Annotated in this window: 11 protein-coding genes; all 11 read left to right on the top strand. The window is 50.2% G+C overall.

What is annotated here, in order from left to right:
• The first annotated feature begins 4 nt into the window (after nt 1–4).
• The 11 genes from H8J70_RS12925 (at nt 5) to H8J70_RS11800 (ending at nt 12,228) form a co-directional block, all read left to right on the top strand.
• Complete coding sequence (locus H8J70_RS12925; protein WP_425489114.1) at nt 5–109, top strand: IS3 family transposase; 105 nt, start codon at nt 5–7, stop codon at nt 107–109.
• Nucleotides 110–288: 179 nt separating this feature from the next.
• Nucleotides 289–2,061, top strand: coding sequence for a sigma-54 interaction domain-containing protein (locus tag H8J70_RS11845; RefSeq protein WP_186504500.1), 1,773 nt, complete (start codon nt 289–291; stop codon nt 2,059–2,061).
• A gap of 353 nt (nt 2,062–2,414) precedes the next feature.
• Nucleotides 2,415–3,857 carry an alanine/glycine:cation symporter family protein gene (locus H8J70_RS11840; RefSeq protein ID WP_222433706.1) on the top strand — a complete coding sequence of 481 codons (1,443 nt, stop codon included), beginning with the start codon at nt 2,415–2,417 and terminating at the stop codon, nt 3,855–3,857.
• Nucleotides 3,858–3,935: 78 nt separating this feature from the next.
• Complete coding sequence (gene dpaL / locus H8J70_RS11835) at nt 3,936–5,135, top strand: diaminopropionate ammonia-lyase (protein WP_186504499.1); 1,200 nt, start codon at nt 3,936–3,938, stop codon at nt 5,133–5,135.
• A 38-nt stretch (nt 5,136–5,173) separates the two neighbouring features.
• Nucleotides 5,174–5,557, top strand: coding sequence for a RidA family protein (locus H8J70_RS11830; RefSeq protein ID WP_186504498.1), 384 nt, complete (start codon nt 5,174–5,176; stop codon nt 5,555–5,557).
• Between the two features lie 192 nt (nt 5,558–5,749).
• Nucleotides 5,750–6,526, top strand: a complete 777-nt coding sequence (locus H8J70_RS11825) for a TatD family hydrolase (RefSeq protein ID WP_186504497.1) — start codon at nt 5,750–5,752, stop codon at nt 6,524–6,526.
• A gap of 133 nt (nt 6,527–6,659) precedes the next feature.
• Nucleotides 6,660–7,328 carry a CpXC domain-containing protein gene (locus tag H8J70_RS11820; RefSeq protein WP_186504496.1) on the top strand — a complete coding sequence of 223 codons (669 nt, stop codon included), beginning with the start codon at nt 6,660–6,662 and terminating at the stop codon, nt 7,326–7,328.
• 75 nt (nt 7,329–7,403) lie between these two features.
• The gene (locus H8J70_RS11815) at nt 7,404–8,189 is read left to right on the top strand and encodes an FAD binding domain-containing protein (RefSeq protein WP_186504495.1); all 786 of its coding nucleotides are present in this window, start codon (nt 7,404–7,406) and stop codon (nt 8,187–8,189) included.
• The gene (locus H8J70_RS11810) at nt 8,189–8,662 is read left to right on the top strand and encodes a (2Fe-2S)-binding protein (protein WP_186504494.1); all 474 of its coding nucleotides are present in this window, start codon (nt 8,189–8,191) and stop codon (nt 8,660–8,662) included. The genes H8J70_RS11815 and H8J70_RS11810 overlap by 1 nt, the downstream gene beginning before the upstream one ends.
• Nucleotides 8,659–10,947 (top strand): xanthine dehydrogenase family protein molybdopterin-binding subunit, encoded by a 2,289-nt coding sequence (locus H8J70_RS11805; RefSeq protein ID WP_186504493.1) that lies wholly within the window; start codon nt 8,659–8,661, stop codon nt 10,945–10,947. Before H8J70_RS11810 ends, H8J70_RS11805 begins: the two co-directional genes overlap by 4 nt.
• A 63-nt stretch (nt 10,948–11,010) precedes the next feature.
• The gene (locus H8J70_RS11800; protein WP_186504492.1) at nt 11,011–12,228 is read left to right on the top strand and encodes a CaiB/BaiF CoA transferase family protein; all 1,218 of its coding nucleotides are present in this window, start codon (nt 11,011–11,013) and stop codon (nt 12,226–12,228) included.
• Nucleotides 12,229–12,485: the final 257 nt, after the last annotated feature.

Below are 12,485 nucleotides of genomic sequence, written 5' to 3'. Positions count from 1 at the left end.
TGCAATGATTGAAGATTACATTGGCTATTACAATACTAAGCGTTTACAGAGAAAACTGGGTGTAGTAACCCCGATGGAAAAGCACAATAACTATTACGTGGCAGCATAAAAACTGCCACCGGATATCGGTGGCAGTAATAAGTACATGTTTTATTTTTTGCTCTGTCTACTTGACGGGGAGCGGTTCAGGGATGGTGTGGCTGTTTTTGTTGTGATAAATGGGGCAGTTGCTTTTGCCGGTTTCCATGCTACAATGGAAAAAATACGAGAAACCAGTGAGGTGACAGTATGCCAACGGTATTGAAGCGGATTCAGCCGGCTGTTATAAAATATGCACAAATTATCGAACAGGTAACGCGTGTCGATGTAGAAATCGTCGATACGCGCCTGGACCGCATTGCCGGTACAGGTATCAAGAATACGAATATCAGCAAGAGCATGGCTAACGAAGGACGCATTTATAACTATGTACTGCAAACGGGAGAGACTTGCTATATAGATAATCCCAAGGAAAATGAATTGTGCCGCTATTGCTCCCAAAAGGAGGAATGTCATGAACTGACGGAATTGGCTATGCCCATTACGCTAGGGGAAGAACGGATTGGTGTTATTGGCCTTATTTGTTTTAACCAGGCGGCTCAGGCGCGGGTTGCTGCCAACGTCACGGCCTATCGGGAATTTACCAAGACGATTGCTGATTTCATCAGCACGAAGGCTTACGAATACCAGGAATCCTTGCGTACGAAGCAGACCATGGATGTTCTCAATGAGGTTATCAGCCACGTTGCCGAAGGGGTTTTGCTATTGCGTCAGGATGGCCGTGTCCAGGGTGCCAATACGAGCGCTGTCAACCAGTTGCCAGGTATAGAACTCTTAGGACATACGGTGACCATTAAAGAAACGGGTGACACTATCCTGGACCAGAAGGAATATGCCATTTCGGCCAATGACCGGACAATCGTATGTTACGGTGAAATGATTACGATTGATTCGCCCTTAGCCGGGTATGATCATATTTTTCTGTTCAACAATCTGAAAAATGTAAAATCGTCTATCTATCAATTGACCAACCTCGATCAGGAACAGGGAGTAAGCCAGATCATTGGCCAGGCCGACAATATGCGCCAGTTGAAAAAGCAGATCCGGAAAGTAGCTGACTCATCATCGACCGTACTCATTACCGGCGAAAGCGGTGTCGGCAAGGGCCTCATCGCCCGGGTCATCCACAGTGAAGGCGCCCGTAAGGATAAACCCTTTGTGTCGGTCAATTGTGGTGCCATTCCCGATACGCTCTTAGAAAGCGAGCTCTTCGGCTATGTCAAAGGTGCTTTTACCGGTGCTGACCCGCGCGGCAAAATCGGCAAATTTGAAATGGCCGACAAGGGAACCATTTTTCTCGACGAAATCGGCGATATGCCCTTGTATTTGCAAGTAAAGCTCTTGAGTGTATTACAAGACCGTAAGCTATCCCGTATCGGTTCCAATCAAATCATCGACATCGACGTGCGCGTCATTGCCGCGACCAATAAAGATCTGGTCACGCTGATCCGGGAAAACAAGTTCCGCCGCGACCTCTATTACCGGTTGAATGTCATCCCCTTGCTCATACCACCTTTACGGGAACGGAAGGAAGATATTCCAGCCTTAATCCAGCTGCTGCTCAAGAAATACAGCCGCCTTTTCTCCCGTAGCACCATGACCATGGAGCCGCACACACTGCAGATTCTAAAAGAATACTCTTGGCCGGGCAATGTGCGGGAGCTGGAAAATACCATCGAGTTCATGGTCAACATGTCAGATTCAGGTGTCCTGACGACGCAATGCTTGCCGGAAAATATCCGCCACTATCACGATGCGGGACTTCCCTCGGATCACCCGGCTGAAGAAGAAACCGCCCAGGCCGGGAATGAAGGGATTGTCAAGCTAAAAGATCTGGAAAAAGAAGCCATCCTGCACGCCCTATCCGTCTGTGGCGAAACCATGGAAGGTAAGCAGGAAGCTGCGAAACGGCTGGGCATTGGCATTGCCACGTTATATCGGAAACTGGAAAAGTATCGCTAAGTACAGAACAAAACGCAGTCAATTATTATCGTTTTGATAAATCATTATGATAATGATAGGCTGCGCTTTTTTTTATTTTATGCGCTGATTTCCCGAGAAAACGCTTAAAATGGCCTTTTGTAACACACACAAATATTGGCACGATTATTTCATATATACAGGTAAAGAACAACATACATATACGCAGGAAGATATACATAGGAAAGGAGAGAAGCCTGGCTAAAAAAATGGCTGGTGCCCGGAATAGGAATGTCTAGTCGAAGCATCCTGTTCCGGTCAGATGGAAAGACTAGCGTAATAGAACGTGAAGTAGCATCTGCTTTTTTAGAAAAAGATCGTAAGGAGCGTCAATTATGGAAATTATGGAAATTATTCAGTACCTGAACAATATCTTTTGGGGCTGGCTCGTGGCAGGACTTTTACTTTGTACGGGGATTTATCTTACGTGTCGCCTTCATTTTCCGCAAATACGGTATTTTACCCGTTTATTTAGCAACCTGAAAGCAAGCCTGCATAGTAATGAAAATGAATCCGGTAGTATCAGTGGGTTTGCAGCTCTTTGCTCCGCCTTGGGAGGGCAAGTAGGAACCGGCTGTTTTGTTGGGGTTGCAACGGCCATTGCGTCCGGTGGTCCCGGTGCCGTCTTTTGGATGTGGATGACAGCTCTCCTGGGCATGCCTATCAGCTTTGCCGAAGCGACCTTGGCCCAGCTCTTCCGGGAAAAGAATCCCGATGGTACGTATCGCGGTGGTCCGGCCTATTATATGGAAAAAGGTATGCACAGTCACGTCTTGTCCGTATTGCTTTCTGTGAGTATCATGATTGGCATGGGCGTGTTTGACTTTATGGTGCAAACCAATTCGGTCTCCCTGGCCGTTACAGGCGTTGTGGATATTTCCCCCCTCTTTGCCGGTATGGTCCTGCTCCTTTTTGTAGGCCTGGTCATTTTTGGCGGGATTAAGCGACTGTCAAAAGTCGCGTCGACGATTGTTCCCTTTGTTGCCATGGGGTATCTTGTAATGGCTGTTTATGTTGTGCTTACTCATTTTTCTTTATTGCCAGGGATGATTGAAACGATTTTCTCGTCAGCCTTCAACTTTCAGTCTGCAGCGGGTGGTGCTGCCGGCTATACGATGCAGGAAGCCTTTCGCTATGGTGTAGCCCGCGGGCTTTTTACCAATGATGCCGGTAAAGGGACAGCTCCCAGTATGCATGCGACAGCCATTGTTCCGCATCCGGTGAACCAGGGCTTTGCAGCCATGCTGGGGACTTTCATTACGACGATCATTATTTGCAGTTGTACTGCCTTTTGCATTCTGCTTTCGGGGCAAATAGGCTCCGGTGAAACGGGTATTGCCCTTACCCAAAGTGCCTTTGAAAGCAATTTGGGACCTATGGGACGCTGGGCCATATTCCTGCCCATGACCTTGTTTGGCTTTACGACGCTCTTGGCGGATAATTACTATGGAGAAGTTAACTTGAGACATTTGGTGCAGTCCCCAAAAGCAGTGCTGGTCTATCGCGTCATTTGCTGCGGCCTCGTCCTGGTCGGTGCCGTCGCGCCGGTTCCTGTTGTCTGGGAATTGGTAGACTTTGCCAGTGCCTTTATGGTGTTCTTTAATGCTATCGCACTTTGGGGCTTATCTAAATATGTCATCTATATTTTAAAGGATTACGCTGGTCAATCTGCCCGGGGCAAGACACCCTGTTGGCAACCTGATCAAGATGTTACCAAGCTGGATCTTGGCAAGTGCTCCGATGAACAGGAAGTAACAAAACCGGATTTTAGTCACTGATCCAAGGAGCCGTATGCTAATTCATTTTTATAAAATAGCACGTATAATGAAGTGCAAATCACGGAAGGAGTACACACTATGTCCTATGAACTTGTTTCCTTAACCCGGCCACAACACGGCCAGGATGTTTCCGCTTTTGGTTATGAAAAGGCGAAGGAAGCGCAGGCGTTCCATCGTAGCTTTCCCGGTTATGAAGCTACGCCGCTTATTTCTCTGTCCCATTTGGCCCAGGCACTGGGCGTGCAGTCCATTCACGTAAAGGATGAAAGCAAACGCTTCGGTCTCAATGCCTTCAAAGGCCTGGGTGGCAGCTTTTGTATTGGCACATACATTGCTCAAAAATTGGGCATTCCCTTGCCGGAGCTGCCGTATGACCGGCTGATCAGTCAGGAAATAGCTGACAAATTGGGGAAACTTACCTTCGTTACGGCAACAGATGGTAACCATGGCCGGGGTATTGCCTGGACGGCAAAGCAGCTGCACCAGAACTGCGTCGTCTATATGCCTAAAGGGAGCGCACCGGAACGGCTGCATAATATTCAGGCCTTGGGGGCAAACGCAGAAATCACAGCGTTATCGTACGATGATGCCGTTCGTTTTGCCAGTGAACAGGCAGAAAAAAACGGCTGGGTTCTCGTGCAGGATACGGACTGGGAAGGATATACAGAAATCCCCGGCCATATTATGCAGGGATATACGACTATGGCTTATGAAATTGTGCAGCAGCTGGCAGGCATCCGTCCGACACATATTTTCCTTCAGGCCGGTGTCGGTGCTATGAGTGGGGCCATGACAGGCTTCTTTGCCGATTATTATGGTGATGGACCTGATGCGCCCATTGTAACGATTGTCGAACCGGAAAAGGCCAACTGCATCTATGCGACAGCAAAGGCCAATGATGGACAGCTGCATCCTGTAACGACCGAGATGGATACGATTATGGCCGGACTGGCTTGCGGTGTGCCTTGCACGACGGGCTGGCGTATTCTCCATGATCATGCCGATCATTTTGCCTCCGTTCCGGATGCTACGGCAGCCGATGGCATGCGTGTTCTGGGCAATCCCCTGCCAGGCGATACAGCCGTTATTTCCGGTGAAAGCGGAGCTGCTACGACGGGGTTTGTCTATGATGTCCTCTCGAAAGACAGCCTGCAGGCTATGAAACAGCAGTTAGGTCTTACTGCAGACAGCCGCATACTCTGTATTTCTACTGAAGGAGACACAGATAAAGAAAATTATCGCCGTATCGTCTGGGAAGGAAAATACCCATCCCGCTAAGGCTATACTATATTGAATTAAACAAAGGAGCATGTATTATGACGAAAGAAGTAATTGTTACGACCAAAGCACCGGCCGCTATCGGCCCCTATTCCCAGGCCATCACGTATAATGGCGTCGTTTATACGTCAGGCCAGCTGCCCATCGATATGCGGACCGGCGCTTTCCCGGCCACTGTACAGGAACAGACCAAGGCCTCCATTGAAAATGTAAAAGCCATTCTCGAACAAGCCGGCTGCAGTCTGGCTGATGTCATCAAGACGACGGTTTTTATCAGCGATATGAATAACTTCGGGGCTGTAAACGAAGTATATGCCCAGTATTTCTCGGAACCTTTTCCCGCCCGGTCGTGCGTAGAAGTAGCCCGGCTGCCAAAGGATGCCTTGGTTGAAATTGAAGTAGTGGCAGCAGCCCGTACGTAATGCAAATCCCTCTGTCTGTTCAGGCAGGGGGATTTTTTCAGGTATATGCCGGTTGTTTTTCTTTCTGTACAGTCATGGTATAATACGGGAGAACCAGAAAAGAAAACATAGCAGCAGTAGTTTACTATTCTATATAGTGCAGGTTCTTTTGATACGACAGGTACAGAGTACCTGGGAAAGAAGGCAGATACATTGCAACCTTTATATTACGATATTGGTCTCAACCTCTTTACACGGTCCTTCCCGGATCCGGAAAAAATCTTTGCCGATGCGGCAGAGGCAGGGATTTGCTGCATCCTCACGGGGTCAGAAGCACGGGAAAACCGTTTGGTCTCGGACTTTGTCAAAACCCATGACGCCTACGGTACAGCAGGTATTCATCCCCATGCAGCCGATGAAGCGACGCTTGCTGATATAGACGAAATCCGGCAGATTATCACGCGTAATGACCGCGTTGTCGCCGTTGGGGAAACCGGCCTCGACTACGACCACATGTATTCCAAAAAGGAAAACCAGCAGTTTTATTTTTCCCGCCTTATTGAACTGGCGGAAGAGCTGCATAAGCCCATGTTTCTCCATGAACGGGATGCGGCTGATGATTTCATCGCTGCCTTCAAGGGCCATGAAGACCTGTGCTCCCGTTCGGTCGTTCATTGTTATACTGGCGATAAAGAAACGCTCCAGCGCCTCCTTGCTATGGGGTTTTATATTGGCATTACGGGCTGGATTTGTGATGAACGGCGGGGCGGTCCGTTACAGGACGCCGTATCTATACTGCCTCTCGACAGGGTTCTCTTGGAAACGGATGCTCCCTACTTGACGCCGCGAGGCTTTCATTTACCGCGGACGAATGTACCGCAAAATATTACGTACGTCGCTCAGACCTTGGCCGGGTACATGCATGCCGATCAGGAAGAGCTCGTATGCCAGGCCAGAAAAAATACAGAAACACTCTTTGCCTTACCGTAAAGACGCCAAAAGGGACCGCCTGTTGCAGACGGTCTTTTTTTGTTGTTTCTGCCAGGTGGAGAAATGCCTTGCATGCACGGCCGTTACCATGTATGATAAAGATGGGTTATTATGTAAGAAGAGAGGATATAGTATGACGAAACATGCAGATCATTATAATCGTAATTTAGCGTGCCCTGCGTGCGGCAAAAAAAGCCGCTTTAAAATATGGGATCGCATTTATACGGATAAAGTACCGGAATTGAAGGACCAGGTACGTGATTTATCCCTGTTTCATTTTGTTTGTCCTGCTTGTGGCCAGGAAACGTATTTGGATTATGATTTCCTTTACGTACAAAACGATGTGCGTCTGGTCATTTATTACGCACCCGGCGGTGGCGATATTTCTGCCATGCACGAATCGCTGCAAAAGCCGGAATATGCGTTTATGCAGTCCTATCAGTATCGCCTGATCCGCACGCGGGCCCGCCTTTTGGAAACGCTGGCCATTTTTGATGCGGCTCTGGATGACCGGGTGCTGGAAATCATGAAGGTCATGCTCCGGTCCTGGCTGGCTGCCCAGGCAGAGCCCATTCATGCTGATTTAGTGGAATTTACCTTTGCCGGCGGGAAAAAAGCCTTCCATTTTGCTGATACGCAGAAAGGCAATTCTGGCATTTTGCCCTTTGAAGGCGGCGTAGAACAAACTTATAAGGCGTTGGCACAGGATTTAGAGCCCCTGCTGGCGAAAGAAGAAACCTTGACTTTCGATCAGGCATGGGCCGTGTCATTCGTTCAACAGCATCAGGATTTGTTTGCCTGACCGTTTTATATACGATGGCCTGACCTGTTTTGTCCGTCATACAGTACGAAATAGGTCGGGCAAGTGGAGGATTACATGAATATTGCGCAATATGTAAAAGCAAAAAGCCTGGAAGAGGCTTGGGAGCTGAATCAAAAGAAAACAGCCGTCGTTTTTGGCGGTGGCTGTTGGCTGCGCTTATCGCCGCAGCGACGGATTCAGACGGCCATTGATTTGTCCGGACTGGGCCTGGATACGATGACAGAAACGGACACGGCTATCCACTTGGGGGCCATGGTGACCCTGCGCCAGCTCGAAACAGCGCCGGCACTCCTGACTGCTACAGATGGCGCCATAAAAGAAGCCCTGCGTCATATTGTCGGCGTGCAGTTTCGCAATCTGGCCACTGTAGGCGGCAGTATTTTCGGCCGTTTTGGCTTTTCTGACGTGCTAACTCTGTTTTTGACGCTTGAAGCAGAAGTAGAATTACACCGCGGCGGCCGCATGCCCCTGGCTGAATTTGCCAAGCAGGGCGGTGGCAACGATATACTGACGCAGATTATCATCCCCAAGAAAAAACGCCGCACGGCCTATACGTCACTCCGTCTGAATGCCACGGATTTTCCCATCCTGGCCTGTTCTGTCGTACGCACAGCAGATACGCTGCTTTGTGCTGTCGGTGCCCGGCCGGCCCGGGCTGAGGTACGCGCCTTTGAGGGTACACGGGGACTGACCGAAGCGGATGCCACTGCTGTCGCAACAGAAGTGGCTGCCTCTATGAACTTTGAAGACAATACGCGCGGTTCTGCAGCGTACCGGCGTGATATGGCTGTAGAACTGTGCCGCCGTCTGCTCTTACAGACAGGGAAGGAGGAAGCCTGATGAAGATAGAATATTGGCTCAATGGCCGTAAAGAACAGGCTGAAATCGATGCGGGCCTGATGCTCCTCGACTTTTTACGTGACCATGGCTGTTACAGCGTCAAGTGCGGCTGTGAAACGACGGCGTGCGGACTCTGTACGGTCTGGCTTAATGAAAAGCCCGTCCTCTCCTGTGCGGTCCTGGCTGCCCGTATTGATGGCCAGCATGTAACGACACTAGAAGGCTTGCAGGACGAAGCAAAAGAATTTGCCCAATACATGGCCAGCGAGGGCAGTGACCAGTGTGGCTATTGCAATCCGGGTTTCGTCATGAATGTCCTGTCTATGGTACGGGAGCTAAGCGATACACCGACGGAAGCAGAAATCAAAGAATACCTGGCAGGCAATCTCTGCCGCTGTACAGGCTACGTAAGCCATATGCGCGTGTTGCGCCGCTATTTGGCTGCTAAGGGAAAAGAGGTGCAGGACGCATGAAATCAGTCAATCAAGCCGTTATGAAAAAGGATGCCCTGCCGCTCATTACAGGGAAACCGGTCTACACCGGCGATTTGGCACCCAAGGACTGTCTCATCGTCAAGGCCTTGCGCAGTCCTCATGCCCGGGCTATCGTGCGCAGCGTCAATAAGACGGCTGCCCTCAAGGTACCTGGTATCGAATGTATCCTTACCGCCGAAGATGCGCCGAAAAAGCGCTTTACCATTGCCGGTCAGACCTATCCGGAGCTGAGTCCCTACGACCGGCTTATCTTAGATAAACAGATCCGCTTTGTCGGCGATCCTGTAGCGCTCGTTGCCGGCAAGGATGCAGCGTGTGTAGATAAGGCCCTGCGCATGATCAAGGTCGACTACGAAGTACAGGAACCGCTCCTCGATTTCCGTCAGGCCGTAGATAATCCTATCGTCGTCCATCCCGAAGACGACTGGAACCCCATGGTTCCCGTAGGCGGCGATAACAAGCGCAATATCATCGCCCAGGATAAGGAAGACTGGGGCGATGTAGACGGAACCTTTGCTGACAGCGATGTTATCGTCGATCATGTATACCATACAAAGCAGGCCCAGCAGTCCATGATGGAACCGTTCCAGGCCTTTACGGAACTCGATCCCTATGGCCGTCTGGTCATCGTCAGCTCCACACAGATTCCGTTCCACGTACGCCGTATTGTCGCGACGGCCTTGGAAATTCCTAAATCCCGCGTGCGCGTCATTAAACCCCGTATCGGCGGTGGCTTTGGTGCCAAGCAGACGGCCGTTATGGAATGCTATCCGGCACTGGTCACGATGGTCACGGGCAAACGGGCCTACATGCTCTATACGCGTGAAGAATCGCAGACCGTTTCGTCACCGCGGCACGAAGCAGAAATCCACGTGCGCATCGGCGCGTCTAAGGAAGGGCACATCCGCGTCATTTCCGTCGAGGCCCTCTGGAATGGCGGCGCCTACAGCGATCACAGCCCGACAACGGTTACCCTGGCCGGTCATAAATCGATTCCGGTGTACAATCATACGGAGGCCTTCCGTTTTAACTATACGGCTGTCTATTCCAATACGATTGCTGCCGGTGCGTATCGCGGCTACGGTGCTACACAGGGGCTCTTTGCGGTAGAATCAGCTGTTAATGAGCTGGCAGAAAAACTGGGCATCGATCCGGTAACGCTGCGTCTGAAAAATATCGTTCATGAAGGGGACGTCATGCCGGCTTATTTCAATGAAACAGCCAGGAGCTGCAACCTTGAAGCCTGCCTGATGCGGACCTTGGAACTCATCGACTGGAAACACAATTATCCCCGCCGTGTCCTGCCTAATGGCAAGATTCGCGCAGCCGGCCTGGCCCTGGCTATGCAGGGCTCGGCTATTTCTAACGTCGACGTCGCCTCGGCAACCATCAAGGTCAATGACGATGGCTTCTACACCCTCGATATCGGTGCTACCGATATGGGCACCGGCTGTGATACGATTCTGGCCCAGATTGCGGCAGAAGCACTGGAATGTCCCGTCGATGAAGTAGTCACCCACGGGGTAGATACGGATACGTCTCCCTATGACAGTGGCTCCTATGCGTCGTCGACGACGTATCTCACGGGCATGGCCGTCTATAAGACGTGCCAGACGCTCATTGAAAAAATGAAGGAAAAGGCAGCCCGTATGCTCGGTGACGTCAAGGCGGAAGACCTGGATTTTACAGGCGATGCTATCATCGACAGAGCGACAGGACGTCAGGTAACGCGTAAAGAACTGGGCAATGCCGCCATGATTACCAATGATATAGCCTTAGAAGCGACGGAAACCCATTTTTCTCCCGTATCACCACCACCGTATATGGCCGGTGCTGCCGTCGTCGATGTTGATCCCGGCACGGGTGAAATTACGCTCGTCGATTATGCTGCTGTCGTCGATTGCGGTACGGTCATCAATCCGGCTTTGGCCCGCGTACAGGCTGAAGGCGGTTTGGTGCAGGGCATTGGCATGACGCTTACGGAAGATGTCATTATGGATAAGCGTGGGCGGCTGCAGACGAACTCTTTTATGCAGTATCGTATTCCGACACGTCAGGATGTTTGCGATATCAAGGTTGAGTTTGCGCCGAGCTATGAACCGACTGGCCCGTATGGGGCTAAGTCCATTGGTGAAATTGTCATCAATACGCCGGGCCCGGCCATTGCCGAAGCGGTCCATCAGGCAACAGGCGTGTATTTTAGGGAACTGCCGATTACAGCAGAAAAAGTATATAAAGGCTTAAAGGCCAAGAAAGAAGAATAATAGCAGCGAATCAGCTCCGGCCTGCAGGCGGAGCTGATTTTTTTAAAAGGAGCGTGGACGTAAATGGATACACATACCTTGCCTTTAGCAGGCGTGCAGGTCGTCGATTTATCTACATACGCGGCTGTGCCGGCAGCAGCCCGTATACTGGCTGACTGGGGTGCTGACGTCATTAAAGTGGAATCCTTGCAGGGCGATGCCTGGCGCCATTACGGCGATATTGCAGAGGTGCCCTGTACAGATGAAGAAAATCCCTGCTGGGACGTAAGCAACAGCAACAAACGCGGCCTGGCCTTGAATCTGCGCACAGCGGCAGGCCAGACTATCCTGCATCGTTTGCTGGCCCGGGCTGATGTGTTCGTAAGCAATTATCGTATGGCAGCCTTAGAGGGCTTGCACGTCACTTATGAAGAACTGCACGAGCAATACCCCCGTTTGGTCTGGGGCCACCTGAGTGGCTATGGTCCTGTAGGACCGGAAGCAAAACGGCCGGGCTTTGATATTGCCGCCTTTTGGGCCCGTAGTGGTCTCATGCAGGATTATAGCAGCCCTGGTGAACCACCGCTCATGCCATTTCATGCATTTGGCGATATGACGACCGGCTCAGTTATGGTGGGTGGCTTGTGTGCTGCCTTATATAAGCAGCTGCGTACAGGTATAGGTGATAAAGTAGAATTATCCTTGTTGGGAACTGCGACCTGGCTCATGGCGATGCCTGCTGTTGCAGCACAACCCGCCTATGGTAATACGTATCCGCGCGAGCGCTATGAGCAGCCTAGTCCGGTCTGCATTCCCTATCAATGTGCCGATGGAGAATGGCTGGAACTCTGTATTATGGAATATGAACGCTATCGTGTACCCTTTCTTACCTTGTTAGGGCTGGAAAGGCTCTTAGACGATGAACGGTTTACTACGTTTTATTCGATCCAAGTGCATGCCCGGGAATTTGTCAGCCTCGTACAGGAAGCATTTTTAAAGAAAACACGGGATGAATGGGGCCCCTTATTGTCAGCCGCTGATATAGTATATGACAAGATAAGCCATTTTAAGGATATTACAGAGTGCGAACAGGCCTGGGCTAATGGCTATGTATATACACGTAAGTTTCCTAACGGCCATACGGCTGTATTGCCTAAGCCACCCATCCAGTTTCAAGATAAAGATACGGTACCGCAAGCAGCGCCTTTGTTAGGAGAACATACGCGGGACATACTGTTGGAATACGGATATACGGAAGCCGAGATCGAGGCACTTATAAAAGAGCACGTTGTCCACGCGTGACACCTGGCTGGGATGATAGGCCTGTTTCTGTCTGCGTAAGGCAGAACAGGCCCATCATCTCTTGACAAATATGTATAAGTGGTGGTACTATATATAAACAGCTATTGCGGACGTGCGAAAGAATGAATAAGCAAGAAGTGCAAGTTCTATTTTTTTGTGTCTTTTTACTGTGTGTCAGTGTGTTTGCTATTGTCTTTTTCTGTTTTAAAAGTTCTTCAAAAAAAGTGCTTGACAGAGAAGGGAGCAAATGATATACT

Origin of the sequence: Megasphaera hominis (assembly GCF_014269395.1) — a bacterium.
Lineage (GTDB): Bacteria > Bacillota > Negativicutes > Veillonellales > Megasphaeraceae > Megasphaera > Megasphaera hominis.
The sequence above is the reverse complement of the archived record's forward strand: the minus strand, read 5'-3'. Positions and strand labels throughout refer to the sequence as shown.

Bases quoted from the DNA above. Each gene is read 5' to 3' on its own strand.
- H8J70_RS11845 (WP_186504500.1), top strand. From the start codon at position 289: ATGCCAACGGTATTGAAGCGGATTCAGCCGGCTGTTATAAAATATGCA.
- H8J70_RS11810 (WP_186504494.1), top strand. From the start codon at position 8,189: ATGAAGATAGAATATTGGCTCAATGGCCGTAAAGAACAGGCTGAAATC.
- H8J70_RS11800 (WP_186504492.1), top strand. From the start codon at position 11,011: ATGGATACACATACCTTGCCTTTAGCAGGCGTGCAGGTCGTCGATTTA.
- H8J70_RS11820 (WP_186504496.1), top strand. From the start codon at position 6,660: ATGACGAAACATGCAGATCATTATAATCGTAATTTAGCGTGCCCTGCG.
- H8J70_RS11815 (WP_186504495.1), top strand. From the start codon at position 7,404: ATGAATATTGCGCAATATGTAAAAGCAAAAAGCCTGGAAGAGGCTTGG.
- H8J70_RS12925 (WP_425489114.1), top strand. From the start codon at position 5: ATGATTGAAGATTACATTGGCTATTACAATACTAAGCGTTTACAGAGA.
- H8J70_RS11840 (WP_222433706.1), top strand. From the start codon at position 2,415: ATGGAAATTATGGAAATTATTCAGTACCTGAACAATATCTTTTGGGGC.
- H8J70_RS11830 (WP_186504498.1), top strand. From the start codon at position 5,174: ATGACGAAAGAAGTAATTGTTACGACCAAAGCACCGGCCGCTATCGGC.
- H8J70_RS11805 (WP_186504493.1), top strand. From the start codon at position 8,659: ATGAAATCAGTCAATCAAGCCGTTATGAAAAAGGATGCCCTGCCGCTC.
- dpaL (WP_186504499.1), top strand. From the start codon at position 3,936: ATGTCCTATGAACTTGTTTCCTTAACCCGGCCACAACACGGCCAGGAT.